Source organism: Limnohabitans sp. TEGF002, assembly GCF_055395845.1.
The window spans coordinates 2,733,175-2,751,340 of sequence record NZ_AP029224.1 but is presented as its reverse complement, the minus strand read 5'-3'; the positions used below and the strand labels follow the sequence as shown (position 1 = coordinate 2,751,340).

The window sequence follows — 18,166 nt, the reverse complement described above, 5'->3', positions numbered from 1 at the left end:
TTTCAGGATGCCTGTTGGGCCCTTCAAGGCCTGAGTTTGTGCACCAGTGCCGCTCGGTTGCTGACGCCGACTTTGCGAAAGGCGTTTTCCAAATGCGTCCGTACGGTGGTGGTGGAAATTTCAAGTGCCCGTGCAATTTCCTTATCGGTCATGCCCAGCATGACCAGCCGTGCGGTGTCCTGTTCGCGCGTGGTCAGGCGTTGGGACAGGGTGTTGAGGGTCAAGACATCGTGCTGCTTGGGCCTTTGGGCGCGGGCCAGCGCCGTGACAAAAGCCGGCTGGAGCATGTCGAGCAAGCGCAACTCGTCGGGTGTGAAGTTGTCTCTGCGCTTGTCGCGCCAGATGCGCATGTCGCCCAGGGTTTGCCCCTGGTGCCAGGCATAAAGGTTCACACCCCAATACAAGCCATCCTTGTTCAGGAAGTCGTTGAAAAATTCGGTTTTCTTCAGCTCGTCGATGGCCAGCACATCGGTGGCACGCACTGACACCTGGTAACGCTGCATCAGCGGTGTGATGGGGTCATGGAACTGGTAATAACTTTCATAGGCCCGCAGATTCATCGGGTCCATGTTGATCTGGATGGGCTGGGCAAAAATTTGGCTGTCGGGCTGCCAGACAAAGCTGGCGTAATACTGAGCCCCGAGCAGCTGCATGACCAAGTCACCCATGATCTCTCGGATTTCGATTTCTTCATGGGGCTCGGCCAAGGTCTGCATGATTTGGCCCAGTAGCGTTGCCTGTTTGGAGCTCAGGTACATGGTGTGCGTGTTTTTACGGAATGGCCTTTCTGGATTACATACCGAATCTGCATGCTTGGAGGACCGGGTTTGCCCCATCCTCTTTATGAAGGAGGGACAGGCCAGCAGGCCATTGGAAGGCCCTTGATGGCGAAATACTTTGCCTGCTTCGCTGTGGGAGGCCGCCCCTGCGGCAAAGTGGTGGCTTGACCGCGTCGCTTCGGTTCAGTCTTGGCGGTGTGGTGCGCACACCGGGCAAGCCGGGTCGCGTTGCATGCGGATGTCGGTCCAAGACAGCTCGCGCCCGTCGAGCATCAGCAAACGCCCCGCCATGTGGCTGCCCATGCCGCTCAGAATTTTCAGGGCTTCGGCTGCTTGTACCGTGCCGATGATGCCCACCAAGGGGGCAAACACGCCCATGGTGGCGCAGCGGGTTTCTTCGGGCAGTTGTGCGGGCGGGAAGATGCAGGCGTAGCAGGGCGCTTCGGCCTGCGTGCTGTCAAACACCGAGACCTGCCCGTCCATGCGGATGGCCGCGCCCGAGACCAGCGGTTTGCGGTGCACCACACAGGCCAGATTCACGGCTTGGCGAGTTTCAAAGTTGTCGCAGCAGTCGATCACCACATCGGCTTGGGCCACCAGTGTGTCCAGCAGGGCCGCATCTGCGCGTTGGGTGATGGGCGTGACGCGCACATCGGGGTTGATCTGCGCAATCGCCGTACGCACCGAATCGGCTTTGTACTGTCCTACCCGGTCCAAAGTGTGCGCAATTTGGCGTTGCAAGTTGGTGGCGTCGACTTGGTCGTGGTCCACCACGGTGATGTGGCCCACCCCGGCACTGCCCAGATACAGGCTGACCGGAGAGCCCAGGCCACCCGCACCGATGATGAGGGCATGTGAGGCCAGGAGCTTGTCTTGGCCGTCGATGCCCAGTTCGTTGAGGAGGATGTGCCGCGAGTAGCGCAGCAACTGTGCGTCATCCATGCGCGTCAACCATGGCGCTCAGTCTTCTTTCTTCTCGACCTTGCGTTCGGCCAGGGTGGTGCTGGCCTTGACGGGCAGGCCTTTGAGTTGGTTCAAAGCCTGGATCAGCTGGAAGTCTTTGTCCGAGCCGAACTCGGGCAAGCGGCGTTCTGCCACGGGCTTTTTGGACTCTTCTTCCAATTTCTTGATCGCTTCTTCTCGGGCTTTCTCACGGGCCGGGTCTTTTTTCTCTTCGGCTTCCTTGCCGTTGCTCAGGTGTTTTTCCAGGTCGGCTTCGCGGGTGCGCAAGGCTGCGAAGACATTGCCGTTTTCGGTTTCGTCCAGCATCACTTCGGGCACGATGCCTTTGGCCTGGATGGCGCGGCCATTGGGCGTGTAGTAGCGGGCTGTGGTGATCTTGAGTGCTGTGTCGGGGCCCAACTGGCGCACGGTTTGGACCGAGCCTTTGCCAAAGGTCTGGCTGCCCATCAGGGTGCCGCGCTTGTAATCTTGCAAGGCTCCGGCCACGATCTCACTGGCCGAGGCCGAGCCTTCATTCACCAGCACCACCAAAGGTACTTTTTTCAACGCACCCCCCGTGGCCGCCGTCATGCGGGTGATGGGGTCGTTGGTGCTGTTGCGACGCCAGAACTGGGGCGTGGCTTTGTAGGTGAACTTGCTTTCTTCCAGCTGTCCATTGGTGGTGACCACTGTGACGTTTTCAGGCAGGAAGGCGGCAGACAAAGCCACCGCCGCGTCCAGCAGACCCCCTGGGTCGTTGCGCAGGTCGAGCACCAAGCCTTTGAGCTGAGGCTCTTGTTTGTACATGTCTTCGATCTTGCGTGCGAAGTCGTCCACCGTGCGTTCTTGGAACTGGGACACGCGAATCCATCCATAACCTGGCTCGATGATCTTGGACTTGACAGATTGGGTCTTGATCTCTTCGCGCACGATGGTCACGGGGAAGGTGCGGTTTTCAGACTTGCGCAAGATCGTCAGCAGCACCTTGGTCTTGGGTTCGCCGCGCATGCGTTTGACCGCCTCGTTCAGCGACAGGCCTTTGACCATGGTGTCGTCGATTTTGGTTATCAGGTCGTTGGGCTTGAGTCCAGCTCGGTCGGCGGGTGAACCTTCAATCGGTGACACGATCTTGACCAAGCCATCTTCCTGGCTGATTTCGATGCCTACACCGACAAACTTGCCCGAAGTGCCTTCAGAAAATTCCTTGAAGGTCTTTTTATCGAAATACTGGGAGTGAGGATCCAAGCTGGCCACCATGCCGGAGATGGCTTCGGAGATCAGTTTTTTCTCATCCACAGGCTCGACGTAGTCGCTCTTGACCATGCCAAAAACAGCGGCCAGCTGCTGCAGCTCTTCCAGAGGCAAGGGGGCCATGTTGCCGCGTGCCACGGTTTGCAGCGACACCGTGGTCAAAGCACCGGCCAGTGCCCCAACGCTGATCCAGCCTGCGATCTTGAGTTTTTGTCCCATGAGCTTGTGTGTTCCCAGTCAGTAGCAGATCAATATACACCCCCCAGAGGGGTAAGCCGGGTGACAAGGTGTAAATGCCCTGTCACGCGGTGCAGAACAAAAATCAGGCTTTGCCTTGACTGGCGACCGCGGCAGCGGCTTTGGCGGCAGCCTCGGCATCGCCCAGGTAGTAGTGACGAATTGGCTTCAGGTTCTCGTCGAGCTCGTACACCAGGGGGATGCCGTTGGGGATGTTCACGCCCACGATGTCTTGGTCCGAGATGCCGTCCAGGTACTTGATCAGGGCACGGATCGAGTTGCCGTGCGCCGCGATCAGCACGCGCTTGCCCGCTTTGACGCTGGGGGCGATGCTGTCATTCCAGGCGGGCAGTACGCGGGCCACAGTGTCTTTCAGGCATTCGGTCAGCGGCACGACAGCGGGCTGGGGATAGCGGCGGTCGCTGCGCTCGCAACGGGGATCGGTCGCTTCCAGCGCGGGCGGCGGCGTGTCGTAGCTGCGGCGCCAGATCAGCACCTGGTCGTCGCCGTATTGTTTGGCCATGTCGGCTTTGTTTAGGCCCTGCAGGGCACCGTAGTGCCGCTCGTTCAGGCGGTAATCCTTGAGCACCGGCAACCAAGTGCGGTCCATTTCGTCCAAGGTGTACCAAAGTGTGTGGATGGCCCGCTTGAGCACCGAGGTGTAGCACAGGTCAAAGTCCCAGCCTTCGGCTTTGAGCAGTTTGCCCGCAGACATGGCCTGGCTCACACCCGTGGGGGTCAGGTCCACATCGGTCCAGCCTGTGAAGCGGTTTTCAAGGTTCCAGGTGGATTCGCCGTGGCGGATAAGGACGATTTTGTACATGTTGGGCAAGCAGCAGAGGCTGCGAAAAACAGAGGGAAAGTCCCTCATTTTAGAATCTGCACTTGGCGGCTCGCTGACGGGCCGGTATTTTGTGGTTTAAAAAGGTCTGATTCGTGAAATTTCTCCTCGACAACTGGATGCTCATCGCTATGGCCCTGGCCTCGGGATTGGCATTGCTTCTCCCTACTTTGAAAACAGGCCAAGGCCTCAGCCCCCAGGACATGGTGCAGTTGATGAACCGTGAAAAAGCCATCGTCATCGATGTCTGCGAACCGGACGAATTCGCACGCGGCCACGTGATTGGCGCTAAAAACCTGCCTTTGGGTCAGCTGGAAGACAAATTGGCCCAGCTCGTCAAGAGCAAATCGGCCCAAGTCGTCATGGTTTGCCAGGTGGGCGCACGATCGGCACGCGCCGCAGCCACCGCCCGCAAACTTGGTTTTGAAAATGTGAAATCCTTGGCCGGTGGCCTCAAAGCCTGGCAAGCCGCCAGCATGCCCGTCGAAAAAGCCTGAACCCAGAAAGCCCCCATGCAAAACGTCAAGATGTACACCACCGCCGTCTGCCCATACTGCGTCCGTGCCAAGCAGTTGCTCAAAGCCAAAGGGGTCGAGCAGATCGAAGAAATCCGCATTGACCTGGACCCGGTCCAGCGCGACCACATGATGCAGATCACTGGCCGCCGCACCGTGCCACAAATTTATGTGGGTGACACCCATGTGGGTGGCTGTGACGACCTGATGGCGCTGGATGCCAAAGGCGGTTTGGTGCCTTTGTTGCAGTCCGCCTGAAAACCCTTGGGGTTTTCACAGGCGGGGCGAAGCTCCCGGTCTGTTTCTGATCGCTGATAATTGTTTGTTTCAACCTTGGGCGGTCCCCTGCGGACTGCCTGTATTTTTTCTTGAAGAGAATTTCATGACCGATACCGCTGTCAACGCCGAAGCCCAAACCCCTGTTTTTCAGATCCAGCGGGTCTACCTCAAGGAGGCTTCTCTGGAGCAGCCCAATTCCCCAGCCATCCTGATCGATCAGCAGCAGCCCAGCGTGGACATCCAGTTGGGTGTGGAAGCCACCCCGGTGGCCGAAGGTGTGTTTGAAGTCTGTGTCACGGCCACCGTGCACACCAAAATCGCTGACAAGACCGTGTTCCTGGCTGAATGCAAGCAAGGCGGCATCTTTGAAATTCGCAACGTCCCCGATGACCAGATGAGCGCGATCATGGGCATTGCTTGCCCGCAAATCGTGTACCCCTACCTGCGTGGCAACGTGGCCGATTTGATCACCCGGGCCGGTTTCCCGCCTGTGCACCTGGCTGAAATCAACTTCCAGGCCATGTACGAGCAGCAGCAAGCCCAGGCTGCCGCCACCCAGCAGTAATACAGCACACACCCGGCATGCAAATCACCGTCATCGGTGCAGGCGCCTGGGGCACCGCGTTGGCCATTGCGGCCAGCCGCCACCCAGCAGCACACCGGGTGGTTTTGCATGCGCGTGATGCGGCCCAAGCCCAGGCCCTGCAGCAGCAGCGCCGCAACCAGCGGTACTTGCCCGGTATCGATCTGCCCGCAGCGCTGGGGATCTCCTCTGGCCCGCTGGACGCATGCTTGCAGTCTGCCGGGGCCGAAGACCTCTTCATCATCGCCACCCCCATGGCGGGTTTGCGCAGCACCTTGCTGGCGCTGCGCGGCGTGCCCGCTTCGGTGGCTTGGCTGTGCAAAGGCTTCGAGGCGGAGACAGGCCTCATGCCCCACGAAGTGCAAGCCCAAGTTGCCCCCCAGCTGCGTGCTGGTGCGCTCAATGGCCCCAGTTTCGCGCAAGAAGTGGCCCGAACCCAACCGACTGCTTTGGTAGCGGCCAGCCCTCATGCATCTGTGCGTGAGGCGCTGGTCAAGGCCTTCCATGGCGGGGCGTTGCGTGTGTACGCCAACGAAGACATCGTCGGCGTTGAGGTGGGTGGGGCCGTCAAAAACGTGCTGGCCATCGCCACGGGTCTGTGCGATGGCTTGGACTTGGGGTTGAACGCCCGCGCAGCGCTCATTACCCGGGGCTTGGCCGAAATGACCCGATTGGGTGTAGCGCTGGGTGCCAAGCCAGAGACCTTCATGGGCCTGTCGGGCTTGGGGGATCTGGTGCTGACCGCCACAGGCGACTTGAGCCGCAACCGCAAAGTGGGCCTGTTGTTGGCCCAGGGTTTGAGCCTTGCGCAGGCCGTGACTTCGCTCGGTCACGTGGCCGAAGGTGTCTACAGTGCCCGCACCGTGTGGCAACGCGCCCAGAGCTTGGGCGTAGACATGCCCATCACCGAGGCGGTGGTGGCTTTGCTCGATGGTCGTTTGCAAGCCCGTGAGGCGGTTCAGGTGCTCATGGGCCGCGGGCCGCGGGGCGAGGCCGTCTGACCCAGAAAGTCGGAGGTCTCTCAGGCCTTCAGTTGGGCGTGTAAGCCAGCCGCACGTAAATCGGCGCAAAGGCTTCGGCTTGGGTGATCTCGATCAGGGTTTCTTTGGCCAGCTCCAGCAGAGCAATGAAAGTGACCACCAGCACCGGCACGCCCAAAGTGGGGTCGAACAGGTGTTCAAACTCGACAAATTTGCGCCCTTGCAGGTGCTTGAGCACGATGCTCATGTGCTCGCGCACACTCAATTCTTCACGGCTGATCTTGTGGTGCTGTACCAAGTTGGCGCGTTTGAGGATGTCGCGCCAGGCCGATTGCAGCTCGTCCATGCTGACGTCCGGAAAGCGCGGTTGCAGACTTTGCTCGATGTAAACCTGGGCCTGCAAAAAATCGCGGCCATATTGGGGCACAGCATTGAGCTGCATCGAGGCCAATTTCATTTGCTCGTATTCAAGCAGACGGCGCACCAGTTCGGCGCGCGGGTCTTCGGCTTCTTCGCCTTCAGCCACCTTTTTGGGGGGCAGCAGCATCCGCGACTTGATCTCGATCAGCATGGCCGCCATCAGCAGGTATTCGGCGGCCAGCTCCAGGTTGCGCTGGCGGATCTCATCCACATAGACCAAGTACTGGCGCGTGACACCCGCCATCGGGATGTCCAGGATGTTGAAGTTCTGCTTTCGGATCAAATAAAGCAACAAGTCCAGCGGACCCTCGAAAGCCTCCAGAAACACCTCCAGCGCATCCGGTGGGATGTACAGGTCGGTGGGCATGGAAAACAGCGGCTCGCCATACAACCTGGCCACCGCCACATGGTCGACCACCACCGGCATGGACACAGCGGTGTCCTGTGCCGCTGCGGGCAGCTCGGTGGGCGAAGTGGGTTGTGTCATGGGGCGTTGTGAGAGCGTGGCAGATGGTGTTCAGCTTTGTGCGTTCAGTGCCAGGCTCAGGAGGCCTGGGTTTGGTAGACATAGGGTTTTTGAGCCACACGGGCGCTCTTGAACGCTTGCTGCTCGTCGCGGCTCAGTTGTTTGTCCCACAGCAGGGCGCGGCCCTGGCGTTGCTCGGCCTCCAGCTCAGGGCGTTGCGCCTTGAGTTGCTCAATGAACTGGGTGGTATCAGACGTGTAGTCAGGGCGGCGAAAAATGGACATGACAAGCTTTCAGGCGAGAAAAAGGGTGAATTGCCTTGGATTTTACTGGTCCGGCCGTGCCGACAGGCTGACAGCCCGCTGGATGGCTGCGGGCAGGTCAGATTCCAGGTGGCCTGCCAGGTGAGTCAGCAAACCGCTGCGTCGGGCGATGTCCAGAGGTTGGTGGTGCAAACCACAAACGATCAGCTTCACCTCTTTTTTGCGGCAAGTGTCGATCAGGTTCATCAAGGCATCTGCACCCGATGAGTCGATGTAAATCACGTTCTTGAGGTCCACCAACAAAACCGGGGCGTTGATCTTGTCTTCGATGTCTTCAATCAGCTTGACGGCACCAAAAAACAGGGCGCCATAAAGACGCCAGGCCTGGATGGCGTGGTCGTGTCCGGTCAGACTGGGTTGATCCAGACGGTTGACCGGCTCGCAGCGGCTCAGGCTGGAGATGCGGTAAATGAAGGTGAGGCATGCGGCGATCAGGCCCACCTCGACTGCCACGGTCAGGTCAAACACCACGGTGAGGAAAAACACCGCCAGCAAGGTGATGCGGTAGGGCAGGCGGTATTGGCGCAGGTGCAAGAATTCACGCCACTCGCCCATATTCCAGGCCACAAACATCAAGATCGCTGCCAGTGCCGCCAGCGGAATGTGCCCCGCCAAGGGGGCTGCCACCAGCACCACGCCCAGCAAGGTCAGCGCATGCACCATGCCCGAAATCGGGGTGGTGCCACCGCTTTTGATGTTGGTCACGGTGCGGGCAATGGTGCCGGTGGCCGGCATGCCACCAAAAAACGGCGTGACAAAGTTGGCCACGCCTTGCGCCATCAGCTCCTGGTTGGGGTTGTGACGGTCGCCCATCATGCCGTCGGCAATGCGGGCGCACAGCAGCGATTCAATCGCACCCAAAAGCGTCAGCGTCAGGGTGGGCATGAGCAAAAAGCGGGCGCTGTCCCAGCTGAATTCGGGCCACTGAAAGCTCGGCATAGCGGCTGGAATGCCACCAAACTTGCTGCCAATGGTCTCTACTGGCAGGTTCAGCAACCAGGTGACCAAGGTGGCAAAGACCAGTGCGATGATGGAGCCGGGGATCATGCCGATGCCCTTGAAGCGTGTCTCTGCCAAGCGGCGGCTCATGCGCAACCAGCCGACCACCAAAGACAAAGAGGCCAAGGCCAGCAGCAGTGCTGCCAGATTGGCGCTGTGCAGGTTTTGCCCAAGGGTGTTCAGGATTCCAAAAAAATCAGCAGGCATGCTGACGACTTTCAGCCCCAGCAAGTCCTTGACTTGTGACAGCATGATCAGCACCGCAATGCCGTTGGTGAAACCAATGACCACGGCCACCGGGATGAATCGGATCAGCGTGCCCAGTCGGAACAGGCCCATCAAGAACAGCAGCACGCCCGACATGGCGGTGGCCAAGATCAGGTTGGCCAGGCCATAGCGCTCGACGATGCCGTAAACGATCACGATGAAGGCCCCGGCTGGACCACCGATTTGCACCCGGCTGCCACCCAGTGCCGAGATCAAAAAGCCCGCAATGATGGCCGTGAACAGACCCGCCTCGGGTTTGAGTCCGGAGGCGATGGCAAAGGCCATGGCCAAGGGCAGGGCCACCACGCCCACAGCGATACCCGCACCGATGTCTTGCGTCAGTTGCTGACGCTTGTAGCCCACCAGGCTGTCAAACAGCTGGGGTCTGAAAAAGGAAGCTCTTTTCAGGCCGTTCATGTTGTTTCTCTCCAGTTGGGTTTGGGGTGAAACATGGGCCGCTCTCAGGGACGTAGGCGGGCTTAATGGATGCGCATGCCGGGCTTGGCACCAGGCCAAGGCTGCAGCACGTAAATGCCCGCATCGGTCTTGTCGTCGGCGTGGCTGGCGGCGAGCACCATGCCTTCGCTCACGCCAAACTTCATCTTGCGCGGCGCCAAGTTGGCCACCATCACGGTGAGTTTGCCAATCAGGTCTTCGGGCTTGTACATGCTGGCGATGCCACTGAACACATTGCGCATGCGACCTTCGCCCACGTCCAGCGTCAGGCGCAGCAGCTTGACCGAGCCTTCTACCGGTTCGCAGTTGACGATCTCGGCGATGCGCAGATCGACTTTGGCGAAGTCGTCAATGGAAATGGTGGGGGCGATCTCTTCGCCGCCGGGGATGAGCACGGGCACCACGGGTTCGGGCACTTCAAAAAGCGACTCGAGTTGCTCGGGAGTGACGCGTTGCATCAGGTGCTGGTAGGCGTTGATGGTGTGGCCGCCCATCATGGCGGCAGGGCTGATGCGGTTGGCTGCTTGTTCGCCTTCGGGTGTGATGAGCAGGTTGTCTGCATCGTCCCAAGTCAGCGGCTGAATGTTGAGAAACGCTTCGACCCTGTGAGCAGTCTCGGGCAAGATGGGTTTGAGAGCCAGCGTCAGCAGCTTGAACATGACCAAGCTGAACGAACAGACCTCGTGCAACTCTTGTTGCTTGTCTGCGTGTTTCGACAAATCCCAAGGCGCGCGTTCGCTGACGTATTCGTTGGCACGGTCGGTGAGCATCATCACGTCGCGCAAGGCTTTGGAATATTCTCGGGCTTCGAACGCTTTGCGGATGTTGGGCAACGCTTCGGCAAAGTCGCGCATCAAAAACATCTCTTTCGACTTGTTTTCGTAGCCCGAAGCCAATTGACCAGCAAACTTCTTGGTGATGAAGCCAGAGGTTCGGCTGGCGATGTTGACGTACTTGCCAATCAAGTCGCTGTTGACCCGCGCCATGAAGTCTTCGGCATTGAAGTCGATGTCTTCGTTGCGGGCTGAGAGCTTGGCCGCCAAGTAGTAACGCAGCCACTCGGGGTTCATGCCCAGGCTCAAATACTTGAGCGGGTCCAAGCCGGTGCCCCGGCTCTTGCTCATCTTCTCGCCGTTGTTCACCGTCAAAAAGCCGTGCACGTTGACTTTGTCGGGCGTCTTGCGGCCGCTGAAGTGCAGCATGGCGGGCCAAAACAGCGTGTGGAAGGTCACGATGTCTTTGCCGATGAAGTGGATTTGCTCCAGATTCGGGTTGGCCATGTAGGCGTTGTAGTCTTCACCGCGCTTGTCTAGCAGGTTTTTCAGCGACGCCAAGTAGCCCACAGGCGCGTCCAGCCAGACATAAAAGTACTTGCCTGGTGCGTCGGGGATTTCAATGCCGAAGTAAGGCGCGTCGCGCGAGATGTCCCAGTCGCCCAGGCCCTCGCTGGTTGTGCCGTCGGGGTTGGTGCGCACGCTGAACCACTCTTTGACCTTGTTGGCCACTTCGGGTTGCAGCTTGCCGTCTTGTGTCCACTGGGTCAAAAACTCAACGCAGCGCGGGTCGGACAGCTTGAAGAAAAAGTGTTCCGAGGTTTTCAGCTCAGGTTTGGCGCCTGACAGGGCCGAGAACGGGTTGATCAGGTCGGTGGGGGCGTAGACCGCGCCACACACCTCGCAGTTGTCGCCGTACTGGTCTTTGGCGTGGCATTTGGGGCATTCGCCCTTGATGAAACGGTCGGGCAGGAACATGTTCTTTTCGGGGTCAAAGAACTGCTCCACGGCGCGCACTTCGATCAGCGAGCCGCCATCGGCCTCTGAAATGTCGCGCAGGTCGCGGTAAATCTGGCGGGCTAACTCGTGGTTCTCGGGCGCATCGGTGCTGTGCCAGTTGTCGAACTGGATGTGAAAGCCGTCCAGATAAGGCTTTCGGCCCGCCGCGATGTCGGCCACGAACTGCTGGGGCGTCTTGCCTGCCTTTTCGGCCGCGATCATGATCGGCGCGCCGTGCGTGTCGTCGGCACCTACAAAGTTGACCTCGCTGCCCTGCATGCGCTGGAACCGTACCCAGATGTCGGCCTGGATGTATTCCATGATGTGGCCGATGTGGAAATTGCCGTTGGCATAGGGCAGGGCGGTGGTGACGAAAAGTTGGCGCTTGGACATGTCAGATTTGGCTAGAAGCCCAGAAAGCAAGCTGGCAATTTTAGACGCTTGGCACTCTGGCCCAGAATGACCAAGGCACCTTTGGAACGTCAGGTCTTGGCTGACCAGCCGAAAAACCGGTGGATATCTTCTCGTTGGGTCAGCGCATCGGCTTCACCCAGTGCGATCAGCTCACGGGTGTAGGCGCCTTCAAAGAGCAGGTAACTGACCAAGGCATTGCCCTGACCTTGGAAAGATGTGGGGCTGGCCCCTAAGGTGCGCAGCAGGCTTTTGACGGTCTGGGGGAGGGCTTCAGCATGTTTGGCAGCAATGACATCGAGGCGTTGCGATGGGGCAATCAGCAACAAATCGACGGGTCGCAGGTGCGTACTTTGGCGTTTTTCTTCGGGAATGAGCTGCAAGGTCTGGTTGATGCGCTGCATCCGCTCCACATCGACAGCCAGCGAATCCAGAAAAATACTGGACAGGGCATGACCCGCAATGTGCGCCAGTGAGGGGTACAAGGGCTCCTCATCGAGCTGGTTTTTGGGCTCGAGCATGCGCCCTGCTCCGACCACCAAGATCTTGCTGGCCCCCAGGTGTATGGCGGGTGAAATGGGTGCGGTTTGCCGCATCGAGCCATCGCCGAAATAAGCACAGCCTTGCGGCCCTTGCAGACGCATGGCTGGAAAAATGAAGGGGATGGCCGAGCTGGCCAGCAGGTGCTCGTGTGTTATACGGCCATGCTGCGACAAGCGCTGGTTCCTGACCCAGGGGGTCACGGCGTGACAGCTTTCGTAAAAAGTCACATGCTCCCCCGTGCTGTAACTTGAAGCGGTGATGGCCAAGGCCTGCAGGTGCCCTTGTTCCAGCAAGGCGGGCAGGCGTGTCAAATCCAAGCGTTCTTGCAGCAGTGTGCTCAAGGGGGTGTTGTCCAGCAAGGACTTGGGGCGAAATCGTTTTTGCGTGATCAGCCAGCCCAAGGACAGCAAAGACAGCCAGCGAGCCCCCGAGCGAATCATGCCCAAGACATCGGATCGATACACCTGCTCGACCTGAAAATCTCGCCAAACCTCAACCAGTTCTTCAATAGCGCTATCAAAATTGTCTGCATTGCATGCCAAGAAAGCCGCATTGATGGCCCCGGCAGAAGTCCCCGAGATCACGGGAAAGGGGTTGCCTTGGGCGGCACCTGCTTCGCGCCGCATGCGGGCAATCGCCGCCAAGACGCCCACTTGGTAGGCGGCACGTGCACCGCCGCCTGAAAGTATCAAACCTGTTAAATTCATCATTTTTGTCATCCTAGAGGCATTTCGACCTCTTGGAATCAGGGGACACCCGTGCTTGGGTAGACTGTCGCATCTTTTTTTGAAATCTTTCCTATGGCCACCTCAGAACAACTGCTCCAAGCCTTGCAAACCGTCATTGATCCGAACACAGGCAAAGATTTCGTTTCCACCAAAGTCCTGAAAAACCTGCAAGTCGAAGGCGGCGATGTGTCGTTTGATGTGGAGCTGGGTTACCCCGCCAAGAGCCAGATTCCGGCGCTGCGCCAGGCCTTGATTGCTGCAGCCAAAGGCGTGGCAGGCGTGGCCAACGTGTCGGCCAACGTGATCAGCAAAATCACGGCCCATTCGGCTCAGCGCGGCGTGGCACTGCTGCCGCAGGTGAAAAACATTGTGGCCGTGGCCTCGGGCAAGGGTGGCGTGGGCAAGAGCACCACCGCTGTGAACCTGGCCCTGGCGCTGGCCGCCGAGGGGGCCAAAGTGGGTCTTTTGGACGCGGACATTTATGGCCCCAGCCAGCCGATGATGATGGGCATCGAAGGCCGCCCTGAGAGCGAGGACGGCCAGACCATGGAGCCGATGGAAAACTACGGCGTACAGGTCATGTCCATTGGTTTTCTGGTCAGCCAGGACGAGGCCATGATCTGGCGTGGCCCCATGGCCACCCAAGCGCTGGAGCAGCTGCTGCGCCAGACCAACTGGAAAGAGTTGGATTATTTGATCGTCGACATGCCACCCGGCACGGGCGACATCCAACTGACACTGTCCCAGCGCGTGCCCATGACCGGCGCGGTGATCGTGACCACCCCGCAAGACATCGCCCTCTTGGATGCCAAAAAAGGCGTGAAGATGTTCGAGAAAGTCGGCGTGCCGATTTTGGGCCTGGTCGAGAACATGGCGGTGCACGTGTGCACCAACTGCGGCCATGTGGAGCACATTTTCGGGGCCGATGGCGGCAAGAAGATGGCGGCCGAGTACGGCATGGACTATCTGGGCGCACTGCCGCTGGACATGCAAATTCGCCTGCAAGCCGACAGCGGCAAGCCCACGGTGGTTTACGACCCCGACGGTGAAGTGGCCCAAATCTACAAAGCGGTGGCCCGCCAAGTGGCGGTCAAGATCGCGGCCAAGGCCAAGGACTTTTCGAGCAAATTCCCCACCATCAAGGTCAGCAAGGACACCTGACCGCAGGTCTGCAAGAAAACCTGACCGCAGGTCAGTGGGCTCACCTGTAGGACTTGGGGCGGTGCTGAAAGGCCCCAGCCTGAGTATTGAATAAAACTTAGTATTCGTTGCTATCATTGACTTTGTTATCAGGATACAAAGTGAATGCTCCCAAATGTTTGATCTATTGGACTCGCCAAGCCATGTTGCGCTGGCCCATGGAATGGCTGGGCGGTGTGCTCATCGTTATGGGTCTTTTTGTGGTGGTCTACACCTACAGCTCAAGCGAGGCCATGGTGCAGCAATATGCCGCCGAAAGCGCGCAGGCCCATGCCGCTTCGGTCACGCAATTTCGCAACTTCTACACCCAGGAACTGGTGCCCCGTGCTGTGCGTGGGGGCATGACCATCACGCACGATTACCAGTCGCGTGACAACGCCTTGCCATTACCCGCCACGCTCACGATCGATTTGGGGCATTACCTGTCCAAGGTCGATGGCGGCACCCAAGTGCGTCTTTACAGTGATCAGCCTTTTCCCTGGCGTGTGGCCGAGCGCTCGCTGGACGATTTTCAAAAACAAGCACTGCAACACCTCAAGGAAAGACCCAACCAACCCTTTGTGCGTGAAGAAATTCTGAATGGCACCCGAGTTCTGCGATTTGCGCAAGCCGACCGCATGCTGTCCAGTTGTGTGGCCTGCCACAACAGCTATCCGGGCTCACCTCAAACCAACTGGCAGGTGGGCGATGTGCGAGGTGCTTTGGAGATTGTGCTGCCCGTTTCGCAGTGGCAGCTGGCCAGCACGGGGGTACTGAACCGGACCTTTGTGGTGTTGCTGGTTTTATTGTTGTTGGGTTTCTTGTTGATCTGGCTTTCGGTCAAACGCATCCGCACGGCTTTGATGACCTCACGCCAGCTGTCTAACGAACGGCAACTGGCGATTCGCCAGCTGAGCGAGGAAATTACCGAACGTGAACAGGTCGAAAAGCACTTGCGGCTGAGTGAAAGCAAGCTGCAAAGCATTTTCAAATCGGTGCCCGAAGCGGTGGTGGTGGCCAACGCACAAGGCCAGATCGTGCAGTGCAACGATGCCACGGCGGCCATTTTTGACTATCCCATGCAGGCTTTGATGGGGCAGCGTGTGAACATGCTGATGGCCGAAGCCGATCAAGCGCAGCATGACCAGTACATGGGCCGCTACCTCAACACGGGTGAGAAAAGGTTGATGAACCAGCCGCGTGTCCTGCAAGGCCGCAGGAGCGATGGCAGCTTGTTTCCGGTGCGCTTGACGATCAGTGAAACCCGGCTGGACAACGAGCACTTCTTCATAGGTGTGATGCAGGACTTCACGGCCATCCAGAGCGCCCAAGACCTGCTGGTCGAGGCCAAGGAAAAAGCCGAACAGGCCAACCGCATGCGCGGTGAGTTTTTGGCCAACATGAGCCACGAAATCCGCACGCCCATGAACGGCATTGTGGGCATGACCGAGCTGGCACTGGACACCGCCGACCCGCAGCGGCAAAAGGAGTTCCTGGTGCTGGCCCGTGACTCGGCCAACCATTTGCTCCAAATCATCAACGAGATCCTGGACTTTTCCAAAATCGAAGCCAAAGCCTTGGAGTTGGAATTGCTGGAGGTCAGTCCTGTGCAGCTGGTGCGGCACACCGCCCGGTCGTTGGAACAATTGGCCCATGCCAAGGGCGTGGACTTGCGGCTGGAGACAGCCCCCGATATCCCTGAGTTGTTGTGGTTGGACCCGGTGCGCATGCGCCAAGTCCTGACCAACCTGATTGGCAACGCCATCAAATTCACCGAGCAGGGTTCTGTCACTGTGAAGACTGAGATGGTGCCCGCCGTCGATGCCAAAACGGTGCTGTTGCGCATCAGCATCATCGACACGGGCATCGGTTTTGATCCGGAACGCACAGAGGCCTTGTTCAGCCCCTTTACCCAAGCCGATGGTTCGGTGACGCGATCATTCGGTGGCACGGGCCTCGGGCTGGCCATCACGCGCAGCCTGTTGCAGCTGATGGGGGGCTACATCACCGCGGAAGGTCGGCCCGGGGAAGGGGCCACATTTGTGGCCACCTTGCCTGCTCGTCAAGTGGCGAAGTCGAGTGAGCAGGCGACCACCCCTGCAAAACCACCAGCCTTATTGCCGGCCTTGGCCAAAGACGTGACGAGTTCGGTGCTTTTGGTGGAAGACCATGAAATCAACCGCAAGCTCGCCGAAATCATGCTGCAACGGATGGGTTATCGGTATGCCGTGGCGGCAGATGGCCAGCAGGCGCTGGACCGATTGGCACAAGAGCGCTTTGATGTGGTTCTGATGGATGTGATGATGCCTGTCATGGACGGCTTGACCGCTCTGCGAGCCCTGCGTGCACGCGAAGCGGGAAGCCTCTGGCGCACGCCTGTGTTGATGGTCACCGCCCACGCCATGACGGGTGACAAAGAGCGTTTCCTCGCTGCGGGTGCCGATGGTTACGTGTCCAAACCCATGTCGCAGGCGTCCCTGCAAAAAGAGATCCTGCGCGTTCTCAAGCATTGATCAACGCACCCGGCGGCCTCTTTGGTGGCTTGCCGGGCGTGCGAAGACTCAAACGCCTGTTTTTTCCAGATCGCGCAACCTGAATCGCTGGATCTTGCCCGTCGCCGTCTTGGGCAGTTCGGACACAAACGCGATGAAGCGCGGGTACTTGTAAGGGGCCAGTCGTTCTTTCACGAAGGCTTTGACTTCGGCCTCGGTCAGGCTTTGACCGGCTTTGAGCACGATGAAGGCCTTGGTTTTGGTCAGGCCGTCGGTGTCTTCCTTGCCGATCACGGCAGCTTCCAAAATGGCGGGGTGTTGCACCAGGGTGGACTCGACCTCAAAAGGCGAGACGTAGATGCCGCTGACCTTGAGCATGTCGTCGTTGCGGCCAGCGTAGGTGTAGTAGCCATCGGCGTCGCGGGTGTACTTGTCGCCGCTTTTGGTCCACACGCCTTGGAAGGTGTCGCGGGTTTTGTCTCGGTTGTTCCAGTACATCAAAGCGCTGCTGGGGCCTTGGATGTACAGGTCGCCAATCTCGTCGTGGCCAGTGACCACGCTGCCGTCTTCCCCCCGCAGCTGTACTTCGTAGCCGGGCACGGCTTTGCCGGTGGTGCCGTAGCGCACGTCGCCGGGGCAGTTGGACAAAAACACGTGCAGCATTTCGGTGGAGCCAATGCCGTCGATGATGTCGCAGCCAAAGTGCGCAGACCAGCGTTCGGCAATGTCGCGTGGCAGGGCTTCACCGGCCGACGAGCACAGGCGCAGTGCGACCTGGCTTTTGGCGGGCAGATCAGGGTTGGCCAGCATGCCGCCGTAGCCGGTGGGCGCACCGTAAAACACGGTGGGTTGGTGGTCGACCAGTCGTTTGAAGGTCGCTTGTGGGGTCGGACGCTCGGCCATCAACACCACACTGGCGCCCACGCTCAATGGGAAGGTGAGGGCATTGCCCAGACCATAGGCAAAGAAGAGCTTGGCAGCTGAGAACACGGTGTCGCTCTCCTGCAAATTCAGCACCCCTTGGCCATACAGCTCGGCTGTCCAATACAAGTTGCCCTGGCTGTGCACGGTACCCTTGGGTTTACCGGTGGAGCCCGACGAATACAGCCAAAAAGCCGGTTCATCGGCCAGGGTTTGCGCGGGCAACACCGGGGTGTTTTGCGCCACAAAATCGGCCATGTTGAGCTGGCCCTGTGTCAGTCCAGTGGTTGGGCGCGAAACGACCACATGGCGCACTTCGGTTTTGACCAGATCCATGGCCGCTTGCAGCGTCGGGAGCAAGGCTCCCGACACCAATGCCGCTTGAGCCCGGCTGTTGCTCAGCATGAAGGCATAGTCTTCGGCGGTGAGCAGCGTGTTCACTGCCACCGGCACCACGCCCGCATACAGCGCGCCCAGAAAAGCCACCACCCAGTCGCTGCTGTCTTGCATGAGCAGCAGCACGCGCTCTTCGCGCTTGAGCCCCATGGCCTGCAGACCGCCTGCAAAGCGGCGGATTTGCTCGGTCAGTTCGCCATAGGTCAATGTGCCCACATCGTCGATCAGGGCGGTTTTGGCTGCGCGCCCGGCGTTGGTGGCGATCAGGTGTTGGGCGAAGTTGAAGTCGGTGCTGGGGGCGGTCACAGTGCGTGTCATGTTTTGTCTCCTCGGGTGTCTGTCATGTTGTCCAAATTTTGGCGTCTGGCAATGGGTAGTTTCTAGGT

16 protein-coding genes are annotated in these 18,166 nt (G+C 59.1%); 6 read left to right on the top strand and 10 right to left on the bottom strand.

Annotated features, from left to right (window positions below; genetic code table 11):
• Nucleotides 1–23: 23 nt before the first annotated feature.
• The 4 genes from ACZ5SR_RS13705 to gpmA all read right to left on the bottom strand — a co-directional run bounded on the left by ACZ5SR_RS13705 (nt 24) and on the right by gpmA (nt 4,032).
• A complete protein-coding gene (locus tag ACZ5SR_RS13705; protein ID WP_464449199.1) occupies nt 24–758 on the bottom strand; it encodes a helix-turn-helix transcriptional regulator in 735 nt (244 codons plus the stop codon).
• A 204-nt stretch (nt 759–962) separates the two neighbouring features.
• The gene (locus tag ACZ5SR_RS13700) at nt 963–1,721 is read right to left on the bottom strand and encodes a HesA/MoeB/ThiF family protein (protein WP_464449198.1); all 759 of its coding nucleotides are present in this window, start codon (nt 1,719–1,721) and stop codon (nt 963–965) included.
• Nucleotides 1,722–1,739: 18 nt separating this feature from the next.
• On the bottom strand, nt 1,740–3,191 hold the full coding sequence (locus ACZ5SR_RS13695; protein WP_464449197.1) for a S41 family peptidase: 1,452 nt from the start codon (nt 3,189–3,191) through the stop codon (nt 1,740–1,742).
• Between the two features lie 103 nt (nt 3,192–3,294).
• The gene (gene gpmA, locus ACZ5SR_RS13690; protein ID WP_464449196.1) at nt 3,295–4,032 is read right to left on the bottom strand and encodes a 2,3-diphosphoglycerate-dependent phosphoglycerate mutase; all 738 of its coding nucleotides are present in this window, start codon (nt 4,030–4,032) and stop codon (nt 3,295–3,297) included.
• A 113-nt stretch (nt 4,033–4,145) separates the two neighbouring features.
• Here gpmA and ACZ5SR_RS13685 point away from each other — a divergent pair, with 113 nt between their 5' ends.
• The 4 genes from ACZ5SR_RS13685 to ACZ5SR_RS13670 all read left to right on the top strand — a co-directional run bounded on the left by ACZ5SR_RS13685 (nt 4,146) and on the right by ACZ5SR_RS13670 (nt 6,428).
• Nucleotides 4,146–4,547 carry a rhodanese-like domain-containing protein gene (locus tag ACZ5SR_RS13685; protein WP_464449195.1) on the top strand — a complete coding sequence of 134 codons (402 nt, stop codon included), beginning with the start codon at nt 4,146–4,148 and terminating at the stop codon, nt 4,545–4,547.
• Between the two features lie 15 nt (nt 4,548–4,562).
• Nucleotides 4,563–4,823 (top strand): glutaredoxin 3, encoded by a 261-nt coding sequence (gene grxC / locus ACZ5SR_RS13680; RefSeq protein WP_464449194.1) that lies wholly within the window; start codon nt 4,563–4,565, stop codon nt 4,821–4,823.
• A gap of 124 nt (nt 4,824–4,947) precedes the next feature.
• Nucleotides 4,948–5,409, top strand: a complete 462-nt coding sequence (gene secB / locus ACZ5SR_RS13675) for a protein-export chaperone SecB (RefSeq protein WP_464449193.1) — start codon at nt 4,948–4,950, stop codon at nt 5,407–5,409.
• Between the two features lie 17 nt (nt 5,410–5,426).
• Nucleotides 5,427–6,428: an NAD(P)H-dependent glycerol-3-phosphate dehydrogenase gene (locus ACZ5SR_RS13670; protein ID WP_464449192.1), complete on the top strand. Its 1,002-nt coding sequence runs from the start codon at nt 5,427–5,429 to the stop codon at nt 6,426–6,428.
• Nucleotides 6,429–6,456: 28 nt separating this feature from the next.
• Here the strand turns inward: ACZ5SR_RS13670 and ACZ5SR_RS13665 are convergent, their stop codons facing one another.
• The 5 genes from ACZ5SR_RS13665 to ACZ5SR_RS13645 form a co-directional block, all read right to left on the bottom strand.
• Complete coding sequence (locus ACZ5SR_RS13665) at nt 6,457–7,314, bottom strand: segregation and condensation protein A (RefSeq protein WP_464449191.1); 858 nt, start codon at nt 7,312–7,314, stop codon at nt 6,457–6,459.
• A 56-nt stretch (nt 7,315–7,370) separates the two neighbouring features.
• Entirely contained in the window at nt 7,371–7,577 is a 207-nt protein-coding gene (locus ACZ5SR_RS13660; protein WP_108427602.1) for a DUF3460 family protein, read from the bottom strand.
• A 42-nt stretch (nt 7,578–7,619) separates the two neighbouring features.
• Complete coding sequence (locus ACZ5SR_RS13655; RefSeq protein WP_464449190.1) at nt 7,620–9,299, bottom strand: SulP family inorganic anion transporter; 1,680 nt, start codon at nt 9,297–9,299, stop codon at nt 7,620–7,622.
• Nucleotides 9,300–9,361: 62 nt separating this feature from the next.
• Nucleotides 9,362–11,503 (bottom strand): methionine--tRNA ligase, encoded by a 2,142-nt coding sequence (gene metG, locus ACZ5SR_RS13650; protein ID WP_464449189.1) that lies wholly within the window; start codon nt 11,501–11,503, stop codon nt 9,362–9,364.
• Nucleotides 11,504–11,592: 89 nt separating this feature from the next.
• Complete coding sequence (locus ACZ5SR_RS13645) at nt 11,593–12,771, bottom strand: patatin-like phospholipase family protein (RefSeq protein WP_464451056.1); 1,179 nt, start codon at nt 12,769–12,771, stop codon at nt 11,593–11,595.
• A 93-nt stretch (nt 12,772–12,864) separates the two neighbouring features.
• Here ACZ5SR_RS13645 and apbC point away from each other — a divergent pair, with 93 nt between their 5' ends.
• The gene (gene apbC / locus ACZ5SR_RS13640; protein ID WP_464449188.1) at nt 12,865–13,953 is read left to right on the top strand and encodes an iron-sulfur cluster carrier protein ApbC; all 1,089 of its coding nucleotides are present in this window, start codon (nt 12,865–12,867) and stop codon (nt 13,951–13,953) included.
• Nucleotides 13,954–14,093: 140 nt separating this feature from the next.
• Nucleotides 14,094–16,484: a response regulator gene (locus ACZ5SR_RS13635; protein WP_464449187.1), complete on the top strand. Its 2,391-nt coding sequence runs from the start codon at nt 14,094–14,096 to the stop codon at nt 16,482–16,484.
• Between the two features lie 48 nt (nt 16,485–16,532).
• Here the strand turns inward: ACZ5SR_RS13635 and ACZ5SR_RS13630 are convergent, their stop codons facing one another.
• Entirely contained in the window at nt 16,533–18,098 is a 1,566-nt protein-coding gene (locus ACZ5SR_RS13630) for a benzoate-CoA ligase family protein (protein ID WP_464449186.1), read from the bottom strand.
• Nucleotides 18,099–18,166 lie beyond the last annotated feature (68 nt).

Bases quoted from the DNA above. Each gene is read 5' to 3' on its own strand.
- ACZ5SR_RS13655 (WP_464449190.1), bottom strand. From the start codon at position 9,299: ATGAACGGCCTGAAAAGAGCTTCCTTTTTCAGACCCCAGCTGTTTGAC.
- ACZ5SR_RS13660 (WP_108427602.1), bottom strand. From the start codon at position 7,577: ATGTCCATTTTTCGCCGCCCTGACTACACGTCTGATACCACCCAGTTC.
- grxC (WP_464449194.1), top strand. From the start codon at position 4,563: ATGCAAAACGTCAAGATGTACACCACCGCCGTCTGCCCATACTGCGTC.
- ACZ5SR_RS13665 (WP_464449191.1), bottom strand. From the start codon at position 7,314: ATGACACAACCCACTTCGCCCACCGAGCTGCCCGCAGCGGCACAGGAC.
- ACZ5SR_RS13645 (WP_464451056.1), bottom strand. From the start codon at position 12,771: ATGAATTTAACAGGTTTGATACTTTCAGGCGGCGGTGCACGTGCCGCC.
- ACZ5SR_RS13630 (WP_464449186.1), bottom strand. From the start codon at position 18,098: ATGACACGCACTGTGACCGCCCCCAGCACCGACTTCAACTTCGCCCAA.
- gpmA (WP_464449196.1), bottom strand. From the start codon at position 4,032: ATGTACAAAATCGTCCTTATCCGCCACGGCGAATCCACCTGGAACCTT.
- apbC (WP_464449188.1), top strand. From the start codon at position 12,865: ATGGCCACCTCAGAACAACTGCTCCAAGCCTTGCAAACCGTCATTGAT.
- secB (WP_464449193.1), top strand. From the start codon at position 4,948: ATGACCGATACCGCTGTCAACGCCGAAGCCCAAACCCCTGTTTTTCAG.
- ACZ5SR_RS13670 (WP_464449192.1), top strand. From the start codon at position 5,427: ATGCAAATCACCGTCATCGGTGCAGGCGCCTGGGGCACCGCGTTGGCC.
- metG (WP_464449189.1), bottom strand. From the start codon at position 11,503: ATGTCCAAGCGCCAACTTTTCGTCACCACCGCCCTGCCCTATGCCAAC.
- ACZ5SR_RS13700 (WP_464449198.1), bottom strand. From the start codon at position 1,721: ATGGATGACGCACAGTTGCTGCGCTACTCGCGGCACATCCTCCTCAAC.
- ACZ5SR_RS13695 (WP_464449197.1), bottom strand. From the start codon at position 3,191: ATGGGACAAAAACTCAAGATCGCAGGCTGGATCAGCGTTGGGGCACTG.
- ACZ5SR_RS13705 (WP_464449199.1), bottom strand. From the start codon at position 758: ATGTACCTGAGCTCCAAACAGGCAACGCTACTGGGCCAAATCATGCAG.